Annotated in this window: 22 protein-coding genes; 12 read left to right on the forward strand and 10 right to left on the reverse strand. The window is 65.8% G+C overall.

Going from position 1 to position 22,151, the window contains the following annotated elements:
* Window positions 1–242: 242 nt before the first annotated feature.
* Together VZ068_RS04940 and VZ068_RS04945 are read right to left on the reverse strand one after the other, a co-directional pair.
* Window positions 243–2,726 carry an FtsX-like permease family protein gene (locus VZ068_RS04940; RefSeq protein WP_259168257.1) on the reverse strand — a complete coding sequence of 828 codons (2,484 nt, stop codon included), beginning with the start codon at window positions 2,724–2,726 and terminating at the stop codon, window positions 243–245.
* On the reverse strand, window positions 2,723–3,322 hold the full coding sequence (locus tag VZ068_RS04945; RefSeq protein ID WP_043889686.1) for an ATP-binding cassette domain-containing protein: 600 nt from the start codon (window positions 3,320–3,322) through the stop codon (window positions 2,723–2,725). The genes VZ068_RS04940 and VZ068_RS04945 overlap by 4 nt, the downstream gene beginning before the upstream one ends.
* A gap of 109 nt (window positions 3,323–3,431) precedes the next feature.
* Here VZ068_RS04945 and VZ068_RS04950 point away from each other — a divergent pair, with 109 nt between their 5' ends.
* The 3 genes from VZ068_RS04950 to VZ068_RS04960 all read left to right on the forward strand — a co-directional run bounded on the left by VZ068_RS04950 (window position 3,432) and on the right by VZ068_RS04960 (window position 6,316).
* On the forward strand, window positions 3,432–4,100 hold the full coding sequence (locus tag VZ068_RS04950; RefSeq protein ID WP_259155954.1) for an arylesterase: 669 nt from the start codon (window positions 3,432–3,434) through the stop codon (window positions 4,098–4,100).
* An 88-nt stretch (window positions 4,101–4,188) separates the two neighbouring features.
* Window positions 4,189–4,902, forward strand: coding sequence for a response regulator transcription factor (locus VZ068_RS04955; protein WP_005408123.1), 714 nt, complete (start codon window positions 4,189–4,191; stop codon window positions 4,900–4,902).
* A gap of 142 nt (window positions 4,903–5,044) precedes the next feature.
* A complete protein-coding gene (locus VZ068_RS04960) occupies window positions 5,045–6,316 on the forward strand; it encodes a HAMP domain-containing sensor histidine kinase (RefSeq protein ID WP_349657656.1) in 1,272 nt (423 codons plus the stop codon).
* Window positions 6,317–6,625: 309 nt separating this feature from the next.
* Here the strand turns inward: VZ068_RS04960 and VZ068_RS04965 are convergent, their stop codons facing one another.
* Window positions 6,626–7,336, reverse strand: a complete 711-nt coding sequence (locus tag VZ068_RS04965; RefSeq protein ID WP_349657076.1) for an SGNH/GDSL hydrolase family protein — start codon at window positions 7,334–7,336, stop codon at window positions 6,626–6,628.
* 183 nt (window positions 7,337–7,519) lie between these two features.
* Here VZ068_RS04965 and VZ068_RS04970 point away from each other — a divergent pair, with 183 nt between their 5' ends.
* The 8 genes from VZ068_RS04970 to VZ068_RS05005 all read left to right on the forward strand — a co-directional run bounded on the left by VZ068_RS04970 (window position 7,520) and on the right by VZ068_RS05005 (window position 13,203).
* On the forward strand, window positions 7,520–7,900 hold the full coding sequence (locus VZ068_RS04970; protein ID WP_349657077.1) for a diacylglycerol kinase: 381 nt from the start codon (window positions 7,520–7,522) through the stop codon (window positions 7,898–7,900).
* A gap of 399 nt (window positions 7,901–8,299) precedes the next feature.
* Complete coding sequence (locus VZ068_RS04975) at window positions 8,300–8,935, forward strand: LemA family protein (RefSeq protein WP_259154386.1); 636 nt, start codon at window positions 8,300–8,302, stop codon at window positions 8,933–8,935.
* Between the two features lie 316 nt (window positions 8,936–9,251).
* Window positions 9,252–10,145, forward strand: coding sequence for a TPM domain-containing protein (locus VZ068_RS04980; protein ID WP_349657078.1), 894 nt, complete (start codon window positions 9,252–9,254; stop codon window positions 10,143–10,145).
* Entirely contained in the window at window positions 10,145–10,636 is a 492-nt protein-coding gene (locus VZ068_RS04985) for a TPM domain-containing protein (protein ID WP_349657079.1), read from the forward strand. The genes VZ068_RS04980 and VZ068_RS04985 overlap by 1 nt, the downstream gene beginning before the upstream one ends.
* Before the next feature lie 53 nt (window positions 10,637–10,689).
* Entirely contained in the window at window positions 10,690–11,580 is an 891-nt protein-coding gene (gene lgt, locus VZ068_RS04990) for a prolipoprotein diacylglyceryl transferase (protein ID WP_349657080.1), read from the forward strand.
* Window positions 11,577–12,371, forward strand: a complete 795-nt coding sequence (locus VZ068_RS04995) for a thymidylate synthase (protein ID WP_259154370.1) — start codon at window positions 11,577–11,579, stop codon at window positions 12,369–12,371. Before lgt ends, VZ068_RS04995 begins: the two co-directional genes overlap by 4 nt.
* A 53-nt stretch (window positions 12,372–12,424) precedes the next feature.
* The gene (locus tag VZ068_RS05000; RefSeq protein ID WP_259168267.1) at window positions 12,425–12,712 is read left to right on the forward strand and encodes a hypothetical protein; all 288 of its coding nucleotides are present in this window, start codon (window positions 12,425–12,427) and stop codon (window positions 12,710–12,712) included.
* Window positions 12,709–13,203 carry a dihydrofolate reductase gene (locus VZ068_RS05005; RefSeq protein WP_349657081.1) on the forward strand — a complete coding sequence of 165 codons (495 nt, stop codon included), beginning with the start codon at window positions 12,709–12,711 and terminating at the stop codon, window positions 13,201–13,203. Before VZ068_RS05000 ends, VZ068_RS05005 begins: the two co-directional genes overlap by 4 nt.
* Before the next feature lie 90 nt (window positions 13,204–13,293).
* Here VZ068_RS05005 and VZ068_RS05010 read toward each other — a convergent pair whose 3' ends face one another.
* From VZ068_RS05010 to msuE, 7 genes are all read right to left on the reverse strand, one after another.
* A complete protein-coding gene (locus tag VZ068_RS05010) occupies window positions 13,294–14,367 on the reverse strand; it encodes a sigma-54 dependent transcriptional regulator (protein WP_259154367.1) in 1,074 nt (357 codons plus the stop codon).
* 89 nt (window positions 14,368–14,456) lie between these two features.
* Window positions 14,457–15,644 carry an acyl-CoA dehydrogenase family protein gene (locus tag VZ068_RS05015; protein ID WP_349657082.1) on the reverse strand — a complete coding sequence of 396 codons (1,188 nt, stop codon included), beginning with the start codon at window positions 15,642–15,644 and terminating at the stop codon, window positions 14,457–14,459.
* Window positions 15,645–15,764: 120 nt separating this feature from the next.
* Entirely contained in the window at window positions 15,765–16,520 is a 756-nt protein-coding gene (locus VZ068_RS05020; protein ID WP_349657083.1) for an ABC transporter ATP-binding protein, read from the reverse strand.
* Entirely contained in the window at window positions 16,517–17,371 is an 855-nt protein-coding gene (locus tag VZ068_RS05025) for an ABC transporter permease (protein ID WP_349657084.1), read from the reverse strand. Before VZ068_RS05025 ends, VZ068_RS05020 begins: the two co-directional genes overlap by 4 nt.
* Before the next feature lie 8 nt (window positions 17,372–17,379).
* Window positions 17,380–18,384 (reverse strand): aliphatic sulfonate ABC transporter substrate-binding protein, encoded by a 1,005-nt coding sequence (locus VZ068_RS05030; RefSeq protein ID WP_349657085.1) that lies wholly within the window; start codon window positions 18,382–18,384, stop codon window positions 17,380–17,382.
* A gap of 11 nt (window positions 18,385–18,395) precedes the next feature.
* Window positions 18,396–19,559, reverse strand: coding sequence for an FMNH2-dependent alkanesulfonate monooxygenase (ssuD, locus tag VZ068_RS05035; protein ID WP_259154341.1), 1,164 nt, complete (start codon window positions 19,557–19,559; stop codon window positions 18,396–18,398).
* A 46-nt stretch (window positions 19,560–19,605) separates the two neighbouring features.
* Window positions 19,606–20,169: an FMN reductase gene (gene msuE / locus VZ068_RS05040; protein WP_349657086.1), complete on the reverse strand. Its 564-nt coding sequence runs from the start codon at window positions 20,167–20,169 to the stop codon at window positions 19,606–19,608.
* An 849-nt stretch (window positions 20,170–21,018) separates the two neighbouring features.
* Here msuE and sfnG point away from each other — a divergent pair.
* Window positions 21,019–22,122 (forward strand): dimethylsulfone monooxygenase SfnG, encoded by a 1,104-nt coding sequence (sfnG, locus tag VZ068_RS05045; protein ID WP_259168282.1) that lies wholly within the window; start codon window positions 21,019–21,021, stop codon window positions 22,120–22,122.
* Window positions 22,123–22,151 lie beyond the last annotated feature (29 nt).

A 22,151-nucleotide genomic window follows, 5' to 3' on the forward strand; every position in this document is an offset into this window, starting at 1 on the left:
TGGCACCTCGACAACAGCAGAGGCCGCCCGAACGGCGACCGGACTGGTCACTCTAGGCAGTCATGCCGCCGCTGCGAACGTACGATTGGCAAGGTGCTTATGCGCTGCAGGTATATGCACTGCAACATGCGCGATGCCCGACGCTGCGCAAGGCGCAGCGCTCCATGCCGGTGGGTCATGGCGCGCAGCTGGTGGCGCAATCCTTGGCCAATCGCCACCACAGGGCCGGCTCCTGGCCGGCCTTATTCTGTGCGCAGTGCCAATGCCGGCGGCGTGGACAGGATGCGCCGGGTGCCCGACCAGCCTGCGAGCAGGCTCAATGCCAGCCCGAACGCGCCGCCCAGCAGCAGCCGCGGCCAATCCGGCGCCAGCGCGATGTCGAACGCCTGCTGCCCGACCACCGCGCCGATGACGGCCGCAGCCGTGACCGCCAGGCCCGCAGCCAGCAGCCCCAATGCGCCGAACTCCACCAGCACGGCGCCACGCAACTGCCCGCGCCGCGCGCCCAGCGTGCGCAGCACTGCGCTGTCGTAGCGGCGCTCGCCTGCGGTGGCCTGCAGCGCGGCCAGCAGCACCAGCACGCCGGCCAGCAGGCTGAAGCCCATCACCAGCTGCACGGCCTGCGCCACCTGGTCGATCACCTCGCGTACGCGGCCGAGAATTGCATCGATGTCCAATACCGAAATATTGGGGTAGTCGCGACTGAGCGATGCCAGCTTGGGCGCATTGCCGGGCGGCAGATGGAAGGCGGAAATCAGGTTGTACGGCGCATCGCCCACCGCGCCCTGGTTGAGCAGCAGGAAGAAGTTGACCCGGAACGAATCCCAATCGGCCTTGCGGATGCTGGTGACGGTGAAGCTGCGCTGTTGTTCGCCCAGCAACAAGGTGATGCGGTCGCCGAGCTTGAGCTGATAGCGCTGTGCCCAGCCTTCCTCCACTGACGCCTCGGCCTGCGTGCTGTCGGCGCTCCAGAACTTGCCTTGCAGCAAGGTGTTGGCCGGCGGAAATGCATGCCGCCAGGAAAAGTTGACCGGGCGGTTGTCGCCGTCGCCATCGTCCTGCGGGTCGCGGTCGCCGCGTACCGGCGGCTTGTCGTTGATCGCCACCAGCCGGCCGGTGGAAAACGGCTCCACCGCAGCGTTATCCACGCCCAGGCCTCGCAAGGTCTGCAGCACCGGCTCGGTCTGCTCGGGCTGGATGTTCATCAGGAAGTAGTTGGGCGTGTCCGCAGGCAGGCGGTCGCGCCATTGGCCCAGCAGGCCGGGGCCGACCACCGCCAGCAGCAGCAGCGCGCACAACGAGAGCGACAGGCCGACCAGCTGCACCACGCTCAACCCGCGTCGGCGCGTCAGCGAGGCCAAGCCCAGCTTCCAGGCCCCGCGCAGACGGTGCTGGATCGGCCGCAGCAATGCCAGCAAGCCCAGCCCCAGCAGCATCGCCACCAGCGCCAGCGCGGCCAGGCCGCCCAGCACCCAGCCAGCCAGCACCAGGTTGCCGGTGGCATAGACGGTGAGCGCCAGCGTAGCGGCCAATGCGGCCGCATATACCAGCAACGAGCTCGGCGGCACCGCGGCAAAGCTGCGGTTGAGCACGCGCATCGGCGGCACGTTGCGCAGCCGCAGCAGCGGCGGCAGGCCGAAGCCCAGCAGCAGCACCAGGCCGATGCCTGCACCGGCCAGGGCCGGCGTGGCCTGGGGCAGCGGCAGCCGGTTCGGGATCAGACTGCCCAGCGCCTGTACCAGGCCTTCCTGCGCCAGCATCCCCAAGCCGATGCCGACCAGGCAGGCCGGGATCGCGGTCAACAGCAACTGCAGCGACAGCATCGCCAGGATGTCGCGCTGCCTGGCGCCCAGGCAGCGCAGCACCGCCACGGTGTCGATGCGCCGCATCGCAAACCGGTTGGCCGCCAGCGCAGTGGCGACGCCGGACAACAACACCGCCAGCAAGGCCGACAGGGCCAGGAAACGCCCGGCGCGATCGAACGCGGCGCGCATGCCGCGCTGGGTGTCTTCGATACCGACCAGGCGGTATTCGCTGGCGCGCGGCTTGAGCCAGGCGCGCAGGTCGGCGATCGCGGCCGGCGCACCGGCAAACATCAATCGGTAGGAGGCGCGGCTGCCCGGGCCAAGCAGGCCGGCGCCCTCAATGTCGGCGCGATTGACCAGCAGCGGCGGCGACAGCTGCATCAACTCGCCCGAGGCATCCGGCTCGGCGCGCAGCACGCCGGTGATGGTGAGATGGCCGGCGCCGAATTCCAGCTGCTCGCCCACGCGCAGGCCCAGTGCTTCCAGCAGCCGCGGGTCGGCGTAGGCCTGGCCCGGCGGCGGTGCGGTGGCAGGGCTGCCTTCGCCGCCGCTGCCGTGCTTGGACACCAGCAACTGCCCACGCAACGGGTAGCCGGCGCCGACGCCGCGGATATTGGCCATCTGGCTGGCATCGCCATGGAACAGCACGCTGGGGAAGCTGACCATGCGCGTGCTCTGCAGCCCGCGTCGCTGTGCCTCCTCGGCAAAGCCGGCCGGAATCTCCTGGCGCCCGGTGACGCCCAGATCGCCACCGAGCACCTCTGCCGCACTGGAGGTCAATGCCAGCGTCACCCGGTCCACCAGGGTGCCCACCGCCGTCATCACCGCAACGCCCAGCACCAGCGCGGCGAACACGGTCAGCAGGTCGCCGGCCAGGAATTCGCGGCGCACCGCGCGCGCGGCCTGTCGCAGTACGTTCATGCGGCCGGACCGGTCTGTGCGTGCAGGCGGCCGCTGTCGATGCGGTAGATGTGATGGCAGCGCTGTGCCAGGGTCATGTCGTGGGTGACCAGCACCAGGGTGGTGTCGCTGGTGGCATTGAGCGCAAACAGCAGGTCGCTGATCTGCGCGCCGGTAGTCTGGTCCAGGCTGCCGGTGGGCTCGTCGGCAAACAGGATGCGCGGTCTGGCCACGAATGCGCGCGCCAGCGCCACGCGCTGCTGCTCGCCACCGGACAGCTGGCGCGGGTAATGCCGCGCACGCGCGCTCAGGCCGACCGCCTCCAGCACCTCGCGCACCCGCGCCGGGTCTTCGCGCCCGGCCAGTTCCAGCGGTAACGCAATGTTTTCTTCCGCCGTCAGCGCCGGCAGCAGGTGGAAGCTCTGGAACACGAAGCCGACTTCGCGCGCGCGCAGGGCGGCACGCGCTTCTTCGTCCAGCTGCCCCAAGTCCTGGCCGGACAGCGCAATGCTGCCGCGGCTGGGCAGGTCCAGCCCGGCAAGCAGGCCGAGCAGGGTGGTCTTGCCCGAACCGGAGGCCCCAACGATGGCGATGCTGTCGCCTTCACTGACCGTCAAGCTCACGTTGTCGAGGATGTGGAGTGTTCCCTCCGGTCCACTGACGGATTTACCGACCTCGCGGACGTCGATGGCGGTGCGGGTGCTGGAGCGGGGGGCCAGACTGTCGATGAGGAATCTCCGAATGCGTGAAAGAACACTGCGATATGGCGCGCTGGTCCTGTGGCTGCTGACACTGTCCCTGCTCGCGCCGGGATTTGCCTCTGCCAAAAGTCCGGTGACTACCGCGCCGATCCTGGTCGTCGGCGACAGCCTGAGCGCTGCGCACAACATCCCGGTGCAGTCCGGCTGGGTCACCTTGCTCGACCAACGCCTCAAGCGTGACATGGCGACGCCACCGGCGGTCGTCAATGCCAGCATCAGCGGCGAAACCACCTCGGGCGCATTGACGCGGCTGCCAGGCCTGCTGGCAAAGCACCATCCCGGCGTGGTGGTGATCGAGCTGGGTGGCAACGATGCGCTGCGTGGGCTGACCCCGGCCCAGCTGAAGGCAAACCTGGAGAAGATGATCAAGCTCAGTCAAGCGTCCGGCGCCAAGGTCCTGTTGCTGGGCATCGACGTGCCGCCGAACTACGGCCCGGCCTACCGCGAGCGCCTGAAGGCCACCTATGCCGACCTGTCCAGACAGTACAACACCGCGCTGGTGCCGTTCTTTCTGGAGAAGGTGGCCCTGCAGCCCGGGTTGATGCAGGCCGACGGCCTGCACCCGACCGCGGCGGCCCAGCCGAAGGTGCTGGAGACCGTGTGGCCAGCGCTGCGACCACTGCTGGGGCGTTGATCGGATGACATGAAACGTTATTCGGCCTTCACGTCGCTTGCACCGCCGATCCGGCATGTTTCACAAAGCTGAAGACCGAGGAAAGTCCATGCGTCAGACCAAGGAAACGTCCGGCCTCGTGCTGGTCGTCGAAGACAACCGCAATATCTCCGAAATGATCGGCGAATACCTGGAAGGCCGTGGCTTCGAGGTCGACTATGCGCAGGATGGACTGGACGGTTACCGTCTGGCCGCCGAGAACAGCTACGACGTGGTCGTGCTGGACCTCATGCTGCCACGCCTGGACGGTATCGAAGTGTGCCGCCGCCTGCGTAACGACGCACGCAAGTCCACCCCGGTGCTGATGCTGACCGCCCGCGATACGCTGGACGACAAGCTCACCGGCCTGGGTTTCGGCGCCGACGACTACCTGACCAAGCCGTTCGCGATCCAGGAACTGGAAGCGCGCCTGCGTGCCCTGATCCGCCGCGAACGTCGTCAGGTGGGCTCGGAAGTGCTCAAGGTCGCCGACCTGGTGCTGGACCCGGTGAGCATGCGCGCCACCCGTGCCGGCACCGAGCTGCAGCTCTCGCCGATCGGCCTGCGCCTGCTCACCATCCTGATGCGCGAATCGCCGCGGGTGGTCACCCGCCAGGAAATCGAGCGCGAAATCTGGGGCAATGGGTTGCCGGATTCGGACACCCTGCGCAGCCATCTGTACAACCTGCGCAAGATCATCGACAAGCCGTTCGATCGCCCGCTGCTGCACACCGTGCAGAGCGCCGGCTATCGCATTGCCGACATCGCCCAACCGATGACCTGATGTCGCCGGCCGGCTGCCGACTGGCGGCCGGCCGCTCCTGTAGGCGCAGACGCGCCGCTCGTTCTCCCGTGCCGCCGGCTGGTTGCACGATGGACTCACGGAAGCGTTGCCTATAATCCGGCGCTCTCCCCTGGATGCAGCAATGCCACACGGGCTCCCGCGAAAAATACGTCTTGCCTTCCTGCTGCAGGTCGCGCTGGCGAGCTTGGCGATTGTGCTTGGCGGGTATTTGATTTCCTTCGTGATCAAGTACAGCCTGGTGCGCACCGTGCTTGCCGACGAGGCCGTGCACTTCTGGCGCATGCACAAGAACACACCGGACAACCGGCCGCCGAACACACGCAATATCCAAGGGTATTTCTCGCCTGCGGGCAATGCCGCCGATGCAGCGCCGCGTGCACTGCAAATGCTGTCGCCGGGTTTCAGCGAGGTGGCTGCTGCCGATGCGCTGGTCTATGTGGATCAGCGCCCCGAGGGGCGCTTGTACCTGGTGTTTCCGCGCTCGCGTGCCGCGCATCTGACGCTGTGGTTCGGCGTGGTGCCGGCCATTGTCGTGCTGCTGGGGATTTACGGCGTTTCCTGGTTCACCTACCGCGTGTCCAAGCGACTGGTGTCGCCGATCAGCTGGCTCGCGCGACGCGTATCGCACTGGGACCCGCGCAACCCCGATGTGGACGAATTGTCGCCGGAGCGCTTGCCCGCAGAGTTGCAGGGCGAAACCCGACAACTGGCCGCCGCATTGCATGCGCTCGGCCAGCGGGTCAGCGACCACGTCGCGCGCGAACGCAATTTCACCCGCGATGCCAGTCACGAGCTGCGCACACCGCTGACGGTGATCCGGGTGGCCAGCGACATGGCGCTGGCCGACGATGAGCTATCGCAGCGTACCCAGCGCAGCCTGCGTCGCATCCAGCGCGCCGGCCGCGACATGGAAGCGGTCATCGACGCGTTCCTGATCCTGGCACGCGAAGCAGAGATCGATCCGCAAAGCGAAACCTTCGATGCGGCAGAGCTGGCCAGCGAAGAGGTGGAGAGCGCCCGCGAATTGCTTGGCGACAAGCCGGTGTCCTTGCACATGGTCGGCGACCGCAGCCTGCAGATGTTCGCGCCGCCACGGGTCATGCGGGTGGTGCTGAGCAATCTGTTGCGCAACGCCTGCGCCTATACCGATACCGGCAGCATCGAAGTTGAAGTGACCCAGGACCGCATCGTGGTGCGCGATACCGGCATCGGCATGAGCGAAGAAGCGCGTGCGCGTGCGTTCGAACCGTTTTTTCGCGCCGATCCCACGCGCCCGCAGGGCACCGGCCTGGGATTGTCGATCGTGCGCCGGCTGTGCGACCGCTTCGGCTGGCGGATCGAACTGCACAGCGAGGCAGGTGTGGGAACGTCGGTGGCGGTCGTGGTGGCGTAAGCCGGTGGCTGTTCGCCAGACGCGGCGTTGTCGGTCGATCGCTTCGGCATGAAGGCGCTCACGCACCATCCGTGCATGGGTGACCAGATGCGGGATGCCTCAAGCCGATGCGTCTCGCTTCATCCGCTGGCGTTGCGTGCCGTGGTGAGAACGCGCATCGCCTCTACGACGCAGGACGGTGAGTGCACCCGTTGCCATGCGCTGCGTCCTTGCTGCGCCTGCGGTGCATGAGCTTTCGTGGTGGCCGGTCATCTCCGCTGCCAATCAACCGATCCGATGGCCTGCGCCATCAGATCGCTTGGCCAACCCTTACTTTTGCTCCAATACCGGCGCCACTGCCTTGCGCCAGAGTGCATAGCCGTCTGCAGTCATGTGCAACATGTCTTCGCGAAACAGCTCAGGGCGCGGCTTGCCCCTGGCATCGAGCATGGGTGTGTAGACATCCACAAAATCCACGCGCGGCAGCGGCGCGAGTGCGTCCTTGATCAGGCGATTGGCGGCGATCACCGACGGCAGCAATTGCGCACGCGAGGGACTGGGTTTGATCGACAGATAACTGATGCGTGCATCGGGCAGGTCGCGCCGAATGCGCGCGACGAACGCGACCACGTCATCGCGCACCTGCTCGGGCGTCCGGCCGCTGTTGAGATCGTTATCGCCGGCATACAGCAGCACCTGGCGTGGCGCATACGGGATCACGATGCGGTCGGCGTACCAGGTGCTGTCGCGCACTTCCGAGCCGCCGAACCCGCGATTGATGACCGGTTTGCCGGGAAAATCCTGCGCCAGCGTGTCCCAGAAGCGGATCGAGGAACTGCCGACGAACACGATGCCGTGCCTGGGCGGCGGCTGGCGCGCGTCGTTGGCGGCAAAGCGCTGCATGTCTTCTTCCCAGGCCGCGTTGGAGATCTGCGCGGGCACCGCAGGTGCGGCGTGTGGCGCCTGATGGGCCTGGGCGATGGCGTGGCCGGAGAATAGTGCGAGGGTGCACAGCAGTGCGCGCAAGGCGGATCGAGTCATGCGAAAACCTGCAGCAATCAAGCGGGCTGCCCATGGTGCAGCAGTCTGCGAGCTGAGGGCAAACCGAACCGTGGCTGGCGGTGTGCAGCGCCACGGTGCAAGATTCGCACTTTCCCCAGCAGCGACCATGCCATGCGTCCCCCTTGTCCCCCGACGCGCCCTTGCGGCCGGAAGCACTGACGCATGGCCGATCAATTGGGACACGTGCCGCGCGGACCGCGCCGCATGCTCAAGGCTGCGATCTGGTCGTGGCAGGGATTGCGTGCAGCCTGGTTGCACGAATCCTCGTTCCGGCTGGAAGTCTGCCTGGCCGTGGTCATGGCCCCGCTGGGCCTCTGGCTGGGTCAGTCGCCGCTGGAACGCGTTGCGCTGGTCGCGCCGTTGTTGATCGTGCTGGCCGCCGAGCTGCTGAATTCGGCCATCGAAGCGGTGATCGAACGCTATGGTCCCGAGCACCACGTGCTCGCCGGCCGCGCCAAGGACATGGGCTCGGCAGCGGTGTTTCTGCTGCTGCTCAATGTGCTGCTGTGCTGGGGGGTGATTCTGGTGCCGCGGGTGCTGTGAAGGACTTTACCGGTCTTTAGAGCCCTCCCGTATGCGGTGGCTGCTGCGGCAACTGCTCGCTGGTGCCGCCCGGAATCGGACGCTAGTGCTCCCTGGGCGTTGCATGCCGCGCTCGGACGCACGCGATGGGCAATGACGCGTTGGGCACTCGGGTTGGAGACGTCCGCCGGTTCGCGCAACGCAGGATCGGCGTGGTGACAGGTGCTGCGATGCATTGGCTGGCAGCGGCCTTGGGCGCTAGCGCTGTCGCGATGGAGCGCCGATCGACAGCGTTGCGCATTGCGCACCGCCTGTCGCTTTGGTGTGCAGCACCGCCGCGCACGCCAGGCGCAGGCATGTGTATGCCGGCTTGACCCGACGCGTGGCATGCTGCGGCTCTCTTTCAACGGAATCGCCTGCATGTCTGTCCTGATGCGTGCCCTGGTATTGCTGCTCCTGACCGCCTCTCTGTCGGGTTGCGGGTACAACGCGATCCAGCAAAAGGAAGAGGGCGTCAAAGCCGGTTGGTCGGAAGTCCTGAACCAGTACCAGCGCCGTGCCGACCTGATTCCCAACCTCGTGCGCACCGTGCAGGGCTACGCACAGCAGGAGCGCCAGGTGCTGACCGAAGTCACCAATGCGCGTGCGCGCGTCGGGCAGATCCAGGTCAATGCCGATGACGAAGCCTCGCTCAAGAGTTTTCAGCAGGCGCAGGGCGAGCTGGGCAGCGCGTTGTCGCGGTTGCTGGTGGTCAGTGAAAATTACCCGCAGCTCAAGTCCGACCAGTCGTTCCGCGACCTGCAGGTGCAGCTGGAAGGCACCGAAAACCGCATCACCGTGGCCCGCGGCAGATACATCCAGACGGTGCAGGACTACAACACCTACATCCGTTCGTTTCCGCAGGTGATCACCGCCAAGATCTTCGGTTATCAGCCCAAGCCGAATTTCAGCGTGGAAAACGAAGCGCAGATCTCGCGCGCGCCGCAGGTGGATTTCGGCAATCAGCAAGCGCCGCAGCAGCAGCCGCCACAGCAGCAACCGCAGCCTGCGCATTGAATCCCTGCACTGCGCAGTACCGAATGCTGCGCGGTGTGCTGCACGGCACGTCGAGGCAGTCGCTACGTTGGCCATGTCGATCCATCTGTCGCTTGCTCAATCAAGACCTATTTGTAGATACGGTATATCAAGCCACTCTCCCCTCGGGAGAGGGGCTGGATGAGGGGACGCAGCGACGCCCTTGCATCGTTCCAACTGCGCGTGGCGTCGCTCGCTCCCTCATCCGCCCCTGCGGGGCATCTTCTCCCGCACGGAGAAGGGACAGCCAAGTGTCAGTGCTGATGAATTGTCAGTACTTATCAGGTAGGAGTCGGTAATGCGGAAAATGGACAGGTGGGTGTGCTGGATAATGGCGTTACTGCTGCTGCCCGCTTCGGTGCTGGCGCAGGATCTTGCGGCCATTCCCCCCTTGCGCTCGCCAGTGGTCGATGTCACCGGCACCCTCGATGCGGCGCAGATCCAGCAGCTCGAGCAGCAGGCGCTGGCGTTGCAGCAGCGCAAGGGCGCGCAGCTGCAGATCCTGATCGTGCCGACCACCCAGCCGGAGGCGATCGAGCAATACGCCCAGCGCGTGTTCGATCAATGGAAGATCGGGCGTCAGGGCGTTGACGATGGCGTGCTGCTGCTGGTGGCCAAGGACGATCGCCGCGTGCGGATCCAGCCCGGTTATGGCCTGGAAGGCGCCATCCCCGACATCGTGGCCAACCGCATCATCCAGGAGTATCTGGCGCCGCGCTTTCGCGAGGGCGACTACGGCGGCGGCATTCGCGATGCGACCGCGACGCTGGCCGGCCTGATCGAGGGAGAAGCCCTGCCGGAACCGGTCAGCGGGCATGCCGATGGTGGCGTGGGCAGCGGTGCAGGCGGTGGCGGCTGGATCATGGCGTTGTTCATCGGATTTGTGGCCGCAATGGTGGCGCGCGGCATTCTCGGCGCCTTGCCGCGGCCGTTGCGCGCCGTGTTGACCGGTGTCGCCGCCGGCGCTGCCGCCCTGCTGTTCACCTCGTTGCTGTTCGCCAGCGTCGGTGCAGCCATCATCGGCCTGTTGGCGGGCCTGGTCTCCGGTTCGCCTGGGCGCTTCGTCGGTGGCGGAGGCTGGGGCGGCGGTGGGTTCGGAGGATTCGGGGGCGGTGGCCGTGGTGGTTTTGGCGGCGGCTGGGGTGGCGGCGGTGGATCATCGGGAGGCGGTGGCGCCTCGGGGAGCTGGTAATGCGGTGGTTCAGGCATTTTTTCGCGCCCTCGGCGCAGCGCAGGTTTCCGGCTGCCTGCATGGACACCATCGCTGCGGCCGTGGCCGCCAGCGAACGCAGCCATACCGGCCAGATCATGGTGGCGGTGGATGCGGACCTGCCGCTCGGGGCGCTGTGGCGTGGGCACACGGCCCGCCAGCGCGCCGAGCAGGCGTTCGCGCAGCTGCGCACCTGGGACACCGACGCCAACAACGGTGTCTTGATTTATCTGCTGCTGGCGGACCATGCCATCGAAGTGGTCGCCGACCGCGGCCTGCGCAGCCAGGTGCCGGAGGCACAGTGGGCGGAGGTGTGCCGGCGCATGCAGCAGTTCCTGCGTGAGGGCCAGCACGAGGCCGCGGTCCTGGCCGGGATCGAGGCGGTGACCGAGCTGCTGGTCGCGCATTTCCCGGCCACCGGCGACGTGCAGCATGAAGACGAGCTGCCCGATCGGCCACAGCTCTTAGGCTGAGCGCGCTCGAGGTGTCAGAATAGCGGCCTCGCTTTTCGTCATACGCGGTCCGCATGATCTATCTGCACGCCATCGACCCCATCGCCTTCTCGCTCGGCCCGGTGCAGGTGCACTGGTACGGCTTGATGTATCTGGCCGCCTTCTTCTCGGCCTGGGCGCTGGGCCGCTCGCGCATCCTGCGCGGCCGTCTGCCCGGCGTGGATATGGACGGTTTTTCCGACCTGCTGTTCTACGGCATGCTCGGCGTGGTGCTGGGCGGGCGCATCGGCTACATGCTGTTCTATGCATTCGAGACCTTCCTGGCCAATCCACTGATCCTGTTCAAGGTGTGGGAAGGCGGCATGAGCTTCCACGGCGGGCTGCTGGGCGTATTGATCGCCTGCTGGCTGTGGGCACGCAAGCATCGCCTGCACTTCTTCGACGTGATGGATTTCGTCGCGCCGCTGGTGCCGTTGGGCCTTGGCTTCGGGAGGCTCGGCAATTTTGTCGGCGGCGAGCTGTGGGGTAAGTTCACCCAGGCCGGCTGGGGTGTGATCTTCCCGCATGCACCGGAGCTGGCTGACATCGCACCAGCGCAGATTCACGCGCAGTACGCCGCCGGCGCACTGGATCGCTTCGCCCGTCACCCGTCCCAGCTGTACGAGGCCGCGCTGGAAGGCGTGGTGATGTTCGTCGTGTTGTGGGCATTCTCGATGAAGCCGCGTGCGCGCTATGCGGTGTCGGGGCTGTTTGCGCTGCTGTACGGGGTGTTCCGCTTCATCGTGGAATTCGTGCGGGTGCCGGATGCGCCGATTGGCTATCTGGCCTTCAACTGGCTGACGATGGGCCAGATTCTGAGCTTGCCATTGATTGCGGTGGGTCTGGTCTTGCTGGCGATGTCGCGCCGCGCGCCGGTGTTGCAGCCGGTGGTGCCGGTTGCCGCAACCGTGGAGGCGGCCAAGTGAAGCCGTACCTGGATCTGCTGCAACACGTGCTGGAACACGGCGCCGAAAAGTCCGATCGCACCGGTACCGGCACGCGCAGCGTATTCGGCTGGCAGATGCGCTTCGATCTCAATGCCGGCTTCCCGCTGGTCACCACCAAGAAGCTGCACCTGCGCTCGATCATCCACGAGCTGCTGTGGTTTCTGCAGGGCGACACCAATATCGGGTATCTGAAAGACAACCAGGTGCGTATCTGGGACGAATGGGCCGACGACAATGGCGATCTTGGCCCGGTCTATGGCAAGCAGTGGCGGCGCTGGACCGGCCCGGACGGCGTCGAGATCGACCAGATGCAGTGGCTGGTCGATGAGATCAAGCGCAATCCGGATTCGCGTCGCCTGGTCATCAGCGCCTGGAATGTCGGCGAACTGCCGCAGATGGCATTGATGCCCTGCCATAGCCTGTTCCAGTTCTACGTGGTCGACGGCAAGCTCAGTTGCCAGCTCTACCAGCGCAGCGGCGACATCTTTCTGGGCGTGCCGTTCAACATCGCCAGCTATGCGCTGCTGACCCATATGGTGGCGCAGGCCACCGGCCTGGGCGTGGGCGATTTCGTGCATACGCTGGGCGATGCGCATCTGTATTCGAATCACTTCGAGCAGGCCCGCGAGCAGCTGACGCGCACCCCGCGCGCATTGCCGACCTTGCGCCTGAATCCCGAAGTCACCGACCTGTTCGGGTTCCGCTTCGAGGACATCGCGATCGACGGCTACGACCCGCATCCGGCGATCAAGGCGCCGGTGGCGGTGTGACGAGCGAGTTGCGGCATGGTCCGCCAGCATCCACTTGAGACGACAGCACTGTGATGGCCAAGCATTCGATCAAGGCACGGGAAAAACTGGCTGATTCGCTGATGGCAATGCAGGCCAGCCTGTTTGTGAATCTCACGAGCATCCTGCTCATCGCACCGATCGGCTTTTTCGGTATTGCCTTGTACAAGGGCGAACCCCTGCAGCTGACGAACCTCTTCGGCGGGCAGTCTTCGGCGGCGCTGGCGGTGATTGCTGTGTTGTACCTTGTGGCTTTCTGCCTTGGAATGATGGGCCGGCACGCCGCGATGAAAATCTACGACACGCTGTATCCGGACCGATGAAACTGACCCTGATCGTCGCCTTCGACCGCAACAACGCCATCGGTCGCGATAACGATCTGCCGTGGAAGTTGCCGGACGATCTCAAACGTTTCAAGGCGCTGACGCTGGGCAAGCCGATCCTGATGGGGCGCAAGACCGCGCAATCGCTGGGGCGCGCCTTGCCAGGGCGCCTGAATCTGGTGCTGACGCGCTCGGGGCAGGTGCCGTTCGCGGGCATGCAGGCGGTGGCATCAATCGATCAGGCGATAAAGCGTGCCGGGCACGAGGGCGCGCAGGAGTTGTGCGTGATCGGAGGCGGCGAGGTGTATCGCCTGACGATGGAACGCGCAGACCTGTTGGCTGTCACCGAGGTGGACACCGTGGTCGACCATGCCGATACGCACTTCCCGCCGATCGACCCGGCTGTGTGGGTGCCGGTGCAGCGCGAGGAGCATGCAGCCGATGCGCGCCACGCCTTCGCATTTTCTTACGTGGATTATCGGCGCCGCTGAGCGGCCGGATTTTCACGCCGGGCAAGGCTGACCAAGGTGCGACGCCGCACTGCGAGGCAGCGTGGCAAGCGTGGATCGACACCCGGCGCGTCAATCGACGCGCTTGTTGACCACCACCTCGCCCAGTTCGATCAGGCGCGCACGCACGACGTTGCGGCTCAGTCCCAGCAGGGCAGCGGTCCTGACCTGGTTGTGGTGGCAATGCCGGTAGGCGGCACGCAATAGCTGCGCTTCGACGGTGGCATGCAGCGCGCCGTCATTGCTCTCGAACAAGGTGTCGAAGGCGCGTGCGAGCAGAGCCGTGGCATCGGGTTGCGCATCGCTGGTGGACGGGGTGGGCAGGCGCAGTGGCGACAACCGGATGTCGTCAGCGCGCACCACGCCGTCGCGGTGGATCAGCAAGGTGTGGTGGATGACATTTTCCAGCTCGCGGATATTGCCCGGCCACGGGTACTGCACCAGGAGCCGCTCGGCCTCCGCGCTGACCATGACCTGGCCATGGCCCAGGCGCTGGCTGTAGATCTGCACGAAATGGCGGATCAACGGTGGAATGTCGCCGGGCCGTTCGCGTAGCGGCTTGAGCCCGACGCCGACCACGTTGAGCCGGTAGAACAGGTCCTGGCGGAACTGCCCCTGGCCGATTGCCTGTTCCAGCGGCACGTTGGTGGCGGCCAGCACCCGTACGTCGATCGGGATACTGCGGCGCGACCCCAGGCGCACCACTTCGCGCTCCTGCAGCACGCGCAACAACTTGACCTGGATCGGCATCGGTAGATCGCCGATCTCGTCGAGAAACAGCGTGCCGCCATTGGCTTCCTCGAACCAGCCGGCCTTGGCGCTGAGTGCGCCGGTGAAGGCGCCTTTTTCGTGCCCGAACAATTCTGCATCGACCAGCGATTCGCTGAAGGCTCCGCAGTTGACCGCCACGAACGGCTGCTGCGCACGCGCGCTGAGGCTATGGATATGACGCGCCACCAGCTCCTTGCCAGTGCCGGATTCGCCGATGATCAGTACGCTGGCTTCGCTGGGCGCCACGCGTTCCAGGTGTGCCAGCAATGCCTGCGATGCCGGGTCTTCGAACACATGCGCGGCGGCGGTCGTGCGGTTGCCGGCAGCGACGCGTTGCGGCAACGACGGTAGGGTCAGCAGACGGAAATCGGACATGGGCCGGATGCTAGGAGAGAGAAGAGGGAGCTACGCAGCACCGAGATGCGCAGGCGAACTCGCGGTGACGAGCATGCCGCCACAGCGATTCATGAGTAGAAGCTGGGTGTAGGCGCCTGTTGCCGTAGCGCCCATTCGCCGAGTTCGCGCACCTTGTAGTCGACCGGATCGTGCAGGGTCTGGGTACGCAGATTGCGCCAGTAGCGGTCCAGGCGCAGCGCCGCATGGGTGGCGCGTGCGCCGGTGACCTCGAACAGTTTGCTGCTCACCTCCAGCCCCACGCGTGTGGTGGCGACCTTGGCGGCGGCCACTGCCAGGGCCACCTGTGCACGTTCGTCGCCGGTGAGCGCGTGTTCCTTGCGCCAGGCGGCATCGAGCAGATCGGCGGCGCGCCCGGCCAGCAGGCGTGCGCTTTCCAGCCCCAGCCAGAACTCGCCGTAATGGGCCAGGATGTAGGGATCGTCGCTGGCCCGTTCGACCCCGGAGCGATGCCAGGGGCGCGTTTCGGTCAAGGTATAGGTGCGTGCTTCTTCGAACGCGCCTTCGGCGATGCCCAGGAAGACATGCGCAAACAGCAACTGCGCCAGCAAGGGGCGCAGGCACGCGAATGGCGTACTCAGCGGGCCGGGATCGAGCAGTAGCTCGTTTTCTTCCACCCGCACGCGCTCGAAGGTAGTGCTGCCGCTGTCGGTCTGGCGCTGGCCGATGTTGTCCCAGTCGTGGCCCAGCGTGATGCCGCTGCGCGCGGTGGGCACGGCGCCGATCAGCAGCTTGCCGCTGCGCTCGTCCAGTGCGGAGGCGATCAGCATCTGCGAATCGAGAGCGCCGGAACAGAAACTCTTCTTGCCGGAAAATTCGCGCCAGCCCTCATACTGCACGGCGACGGTGCGGGTATCCAGGGGATTGAGCGCGTTACCCCAGAACCACTGCTTGCGCGCGGTCTGCTCCAACCACGGCTGCCACTGCGCCGGTTGGCCGAACAAGCGCACGGTGGCCAGCATCAGGTGGTGGAAGCCGAACACGTGCGCGATCGAACTATCGGCCTTGGCGAATTCACGCACGATGGTCAGCACCTCGCTCCAGCTGGCGCCGAGACCGCCGTATTGCAGCGGGATGCTCAGGCCCAGCAAGCCGCTGGCGCGCAGCGCATCGCGTTCTGCCTTGGGGGTGCCGCCACGCGCATCGCGTTCGATTGCGGTGGCTGCGAAGTCGTTGGCCAGGCGGCGGGCCGTGTGCAGCGGATTCAGTACAGTGGGTTGCAGTTGGTGGCTTGTCATGCGCTGTGGCCTCGTTCCAGTCGCAGAGAGATGATCGGTACCCGGTGGCGCGCGTGCCGCCGGCCCGTGCCGGTTGGCAGCCGTATGTGTCGGGGTGGCCTGCAGGCGAACGCCGCATGCTTACACCGCATGGATGTCGTGCAGCGCAGCCAGCAGGTCCTGACGCGCCTCACGCAGCGCCGCCTCGTGCGCCCGGCGGTCGCGTGGCCGCGGCGGGTCCAGTACCTGGGTATGCACGATGGACCCGGGCTGGCCGCCGATAACGATGGCGCGGTCGCTCAGATAGACCGCCTCGTCGATATCGTGCGTCACCAGCAGCACGGTGAAGCCGTGCTCGCCGGCCAGGCGCAGCAACAGCTGCTGCAGCCGGATGCGGGTGAACGCATCCACCGCGCTGAAGGGTTCGTCCAGCAACAGCACCTGCGGTTGCCGGTACAACCCGCGCGCCAGTGCCACCCGCTGCGCCTGGCCGCCGGAGAGTTGCTTGGGCAACGCCTGCGCGTGGTCGAGCAGGCCAACCTCGGCCAGCAACTGTTGCACGCGCGGCGATTGCCGCGCTGCCGCCGGCGAAACGGCGGTGTCGTCGGCGAAGGCGACATTGGCTGCTACGTCCAGCCAGGGCAGCAGGCGCGGCTCCTGAAAGATGAAGCCGATACGGCGGTCGATTCCCTGCACGCGGCTGCCATCCAGCAATACTTCGCCGCCGTAGTCGCGCTCCAGGCCGGCCACGATGCGTAGCAAGGTGCTCTTGCCGCAACCGCTGGGTCCGATCAGGCTCAGGACTTCGCCCGGTGCCACGCGCAGCTCGATGTCCTGCAGCACGCTGCGTGCACCGAAGCGTTTGTTCGCTACCTGGATCTGCAGGCCGGCACTCATGCCGCGTGCGCCGCGTGTGGGTGGGCGCGGCGGTTCTGCAGGTTGTCGCGCCAGTGCAGCGTGCGGGTTTCCAGTGCCTTGAGCACGCTGTCACTGAGCTTGCCGAGCAGGGCCAGCAACACGATGGCGGCAATGACGATGTCCGGCCGCGAGGTCTCGCGCCCGTCGCTCAGCAGATAGCCCAGCCCGCGCGTGGCCGCGATCAGTTCGGCGGCCACCAGAAACATCCAGGCCAGGCTCAGGCTGGTGCGCAACCCGGTGAAGATGGATGGCAACGCGGCCGGCAGCAGGATCCGCCGCACCATGCGCCCCCAGGGCAGGCCATAGGTCTCGCCCAGCTCGATCAGCGTGCGGTCGACCTGGCGCAGGCCATTGGCCACGCCCAGATACATCGGGAAGAACGCACCGATCGCGATCAGGGTGATCTTCGGCGCTTCGTCGATGCCCATCCAAAGCAACAACAACGGCACCCAGGCCAGGCTGGGAACCGCGCGCAGCGCCTGGAAACTGGGATCCAGCAAGTGCTCCAGCCAGCGGTTCAAGCCGACGCCGATGCCGATCAGCAGCCCCAGCCCGGCACCCAGCGCAAAGCCCACCAGCACCCGTAGCACGCTGGCGCCCAGATGGCCGGCCAGCCCCCGGCCGGCTTCGTCTGCCAGCGTGGTCAGGATCTGGCTGGGAGGCGGCAGCAGATAGCGTGGCGTCCACCCCAGCGCCGAACACACTTCCAGTGCCGCAAAAAAGCTGATTGGCAGCACCAGGCCCAGGCTGCCGGCAGGCAGGCGCCAGTGTCGACGCGGGCGGCGGGACGGTGGCAGGGTGCGCGACAGGCGGAGCGAGGTCTGATTCATGGTGGCGGTCACCCCTGCGCCACGCGTGCGCGCGTGGCATAGCGTGGATCGATCAAGGTGCCCAGCACCTGGGTCAGGTCGGTTCCCGGCCGCACCAGGCCTTCTTCCAGCAGGATCGGCGCGGCGCTGCGCAAGGCCGCCAATTGCTCGGCACCAATCAGTGGCCGGCTGAGATCGGTGCGCCGCAATTGCAGTTGCGCAACCGGCACCGAGAGCCTGGCCTGCTCGGCGATCAGGCTCGCCAACGCGTCCGGATGCGCGATGGCCCAACGGCGTGCCTTCTCATAGGCCTGCAGCACCAGCGGAATCTGCTCGGGGTAGGCGGCGGCGAATTTTTCGCTGGTGTTCAAGAAGCCGTACGAATTAAAGGCGACGTTGCGATAGAGCAGCCGTGAGCCGGCTTCGAGCTGGCTGGCAGCCATATGCGGGTCCAGTCCTGCCCAGGCATCGACATTGCCGCGTTCCAGTGCAATACGCCCATCCGGATGCTGCAGATGGACGATGTCGACGTCGTTCCGGTGCAACCCGACCTCGCGCAGCGCGCGCAACAGGAACAGATACGCGTCGGTGCCCTTGGTGGCGGCCACCCGTTTGCCCTTGAGTTCGGCCACGCGCTGAATCGGCGATTGCTTGCCGACGACCAGGGCCACCCATTCCGGGCGCGAGTACACATAGACCGCCTTGACCGGATTGCCGTTGGCGCGCCCCAGCAGCGCGGCCAGGCCAGCGGTGCTGCCAAAGTCGATGCTGTTGCCGGCCAGATACTCCAGTGCGCGATTGCTGCCGGCCGATAACACCCAGGTGACCTCGGTGCCCTGCGGCTTGAGCGCCTCTTCCAGCCAGCCGAAGTGCCTGAGCACCAGCGAGGTAGGCGAGTAGTAGGCGTAATCCATGCGCAGGCGCTCGGGAACGGCGATCTTGCGCGGCGCGTCTGCGGCGCCGGACAGCAGTGGCGGGGCACCGAGCGCGACTCCGGCCAGCGTTCCGAGTTTGAGCAGGTTGCGACGCTTCATGAGTACTCCTCTCAGCGCGCCGAAGCGCGTGGCACGATGGTGTTGGCGATGACCTCGCCGAAGGGGCCGCTCAGTGGTTGCCCGGGCAGTTGTTGCCGGCGTGCGCGTGGCAGCAGCGGGAACACCAGTTCGGCAAAGCGATAGGCCTCTTCCAGGTGCGGATAGCCGGAAAAGATGAAGGTGTCGATGCCGAGCGCCGCGTATTCCTCGATCCGCTGCACCACCGTCTGCGGGCTGCCGACCAGGGCGGTACCGGCACCGCCGCGAACCAGGCCAACCCCGGCCCACAGGTTCGGGCTGACTTCCAGATCGGCGCGCGTGCGGCCCTGGCCACGTCCATGCAAGGCGGCCATGCGCCGCTGGCCGACAGAATCCATACGCGCGAAGGCGCGCTGTGCGCGCTCCACGGTGTCGTCGTCGAGATGGCGGATCAGTGCGTCTGCGGCCGCCCAGGCCTGCGCGTCGGTTTCGCGCACGATGACATGCAGGCGGATGCCGAAGCGCAAGGTGCGCCCGAGCGCGGCCGCCTTGCTGCGGACGGTGGCGATCTTCTGCGCTACCGCAGCCGGTGGCTCGCCCCAGGTGAGGTAGGTGTCCACCTGCTCGGCCGCCAGGTCGTGCGCCGCATCGGACGAGCCGCCAAACCACACGGGTGGATACGGCCGTTGCACGGTGGGATACAGCAGTTGTGCCGCCTTCACCTGCAGATGCTTGCCATCGAAGTCGTAGCTCTGGCTGTCATGGCTGTGGCGGATGATCTCGCGCCAGATCCGGATGAATTCGGCCGAGGCATCGTAACGGTCGGCGTGATCGAGAAACACGCCATCGCCTTCCAGCTCGCCGCGGTCGCCGCCGGTGACCAGATTGACCAGCAGGCGCCCTCCGGACAGCCGGTCGAAGCTGGCCGCCATGCGCGCTGCCAGTGCGGGCGCCATCAGCCCGGGGCGCAGCGCCACCAGAAACTTCAGCTGGCGCGTGGCATTGATCAGGCTGGACGCAATCACCCACGGGTCTTCGCAGGAGCGCCCGGTGGGAATCAGTACCCCTTCATAGCCCAGCGTGTCCGCCGCTACGGCCACCTGTGTCACGTAGTCGGCACTGACCTGGCGCGCGCCTTCGCTGGTGCCCAGATAGCGGCTGTCGCCGTGGGTGGGAATGAACCAGAACATCTCCATCGCACTCTCCTTCAGGTGGGCTGCTGCATCGCGCCGGCGAACCGGATCAGGCGATGCGCAGTCGCGCATCGGGGCGCACGCCCAGCACGCCGGCAGCGCGTTCGGCGGCCAGTGCGATACGCTGGCACAGCGCTTGATCGACCACCCGGTAATCGTGGAAATCGCTTTCGCTGGCATAGATGCCGATCGGTAGCGTCAGCGCCTGGAAGAACGCGAACAATGGCCGCAGTTGGTGATCGATGACCAATGCATGCCGTTCGCTGCCGCCGGTAGCGGCCAGCAACACCGGCGTGTCGATCAGTGCGTGCATGTCGATCAGGTCGAACAGATGCTTGAGCAAGCCTGGATACGATCCGCGATACACCGGTGCGACGACCAGCAGCAGGTCTGCCGTTTCGACCTGGCGCAAGGCCTGTTCCGTAGTTGCGTCGACGTCGCTGCGCCATTGCGCCGTGCCCAAGGGCCTTGCGATATCGCCGAGCTGGATGATGCTGGGCTTGATGGCCAGGTGCTGCGCCAGCTCTGCCAGGGTGGCCTCTGCCAGGGCCAGGCTGCGCGAAGGGCGCGAGGTGCTGCCGGAGACGGCAACGACATTCAACGGAGTGCGCATGCGAGATTCCTGTAGGGGGGCGTGTCGAGCTGTCACGCAAACTCCGTGCCATCCAGACATGCTTGCTGTTGCTGCAGCGACATAAAACGCGGAAGCAACATGCGTCGACGTGTCAATCACGAGCAATTGCATCTGACTGCATGGCGCGATGCAGTGCAATGGCAAAGCGCCATCGGCGATGGCGTGCGCTTAGCAGGATTGAGAATGATCTAATGAAATTGCAGAAAATTAGCTGTTTCAAGCCATTTTCGATGCGGTCTTCATGACGTAACGAGTATGAGGATAGAGCGCGCGGAGATAAGCGCCCAAAAACTGTTTGCAGGGAAACATCGGATCAGCAGTTTGCGCATTTTCCTGGTTGGATACATTCATCCAGTGCGGCATGCAGGACGAATCACACGCGTGACATTGTTCGTTTCAATAACGCCCGGTGCGTGCAGTGCAGTCACGCGCTGGGTAGCGACGTGGCTGCTGGAGTGATCGCCCGGGCTTTACGAACAAGGTCGCGTGGATGCGTGTACATCACCGATATCGGCGCGGTATCGCGCAGCCAGATCGTGTTTGCGTAGCCCGCAAGGTTGCATCGCGTTGTCGTATTGGGTCGTTCGCTGGCGAGTCAATTGTTTTCGCGCGGCGCGCGATGTTGGTCAACGCGATGTGGATCGCACGGCGGGCATGTCGACATGTCGCGCAGAGATAAGCATGGCACGCGATGTGCGTTGCATGCGATGGCGGTGACCCGCGTACGCGCGTCGTATTTGCAAAGCGCAATGCATGTGCTTTCCAGCACCGAAGAAGACCGGCAGCGCGCAGTCCGCCGTCCAATCCTTATCCTCGCAGGAGTTTCCAATGAGCCATTCGTCCAACGCTGCGCCGCTGAGCTTCGCCTACTGGGTTCCCAATGTCAGCGGCGGGCTGGTTGTCAGCACGATCGAGCAGCGCACCGACTGGAGCCTGGACTATAACGTGCGGCTGGCGCAGGCCGCCGAACACGCCGGCTTCGATTACGCGCTGACCCAGATCCGTTTTACCGCCGGCTATGGCGCCGAGCATCAGCATGAGTCGGTGTCCTTCAGTCAGGCCTTGCTGCATTCCACCTCGCGCCTGAAGGTATTGGCCGCTATCCTGCCCGGCCCCTGGGCGCCGGCCGTGGTGGCCAAGCAGATCGCCACCATCGACCACATCAGCAACGGACGCATTGCGATCAATGTGGTCAGCGGCTGGTTCAAGGGCGAGTTCGTTGCCATTGGGGAGCCGTGGCTGGAACACGACGAGCGCTATCGGCGCTCCAGGGAATTCATCCAGGTGCTGAAGGGGATCTGGACCCAGGATGCCTTCAGTTTCCATGGCGATTTCTACCGTTTCAACAACTACACCCTCAGTCCCAAACCGCTGCAGAAGCCGCACCCGGAGATCTTTCAAGGCGGAAGTTCGCGCGCGGCGCGCGACAACGCGGCAAGCGTGTCGGATTGGTATTTCACCAATGGCAACACGCCGGAGCAGTTGCGCATACAGATCCAGGACCTGCAGACCAAGGCGGCCGCCAACGGCCACCGCGTTCGTGTCGGCGTCAACGCCTTCGTGATCGCGCGCGAGACCGAACAGGAGGCGCAGGCGGTGCTGCAGGAAATCATCGCGCATGCGCATGTCGATGCGGTCAGGGCGTTCGCCGATGCCGCGCGGCAGGCCGGGCAGGCCTCGCCGGAGGGCGAGGGCAATTGGGCCACCTCCACCTTCGAGGACCTGGTGCAGTACAACGACGGTTTCCGCACCAACCTGATCGGTACGCCACAACAGATCGCCGAGCGCATCCTGGCCCTGCAGGAGGTGGGCGTGGATCTGGTGCTGTGCGGCTTCCTGCACTTCATCGAAGAGGTGGAGTACTTCGGCCGAGAAGTGCTGCCGCGTGTGCGCGCGCTGGAAGCGCAACGCGCGCAGTCGGCGCTGGCTTGAGCACCACGCCCAGGCCGCGACGGCGGCCG

It is taken from the genome of Xanthomonas sp. 10-10 (genome assembly GCF_040182365.1).
Classification (GTDB): domain Bacteria; phylum Pseudomonadota; class Gammaproteobacteria; order Xanthomonadales; family Xanthomonadaceae; genus Xanthomonas; species Xanthomonas arboricola_F.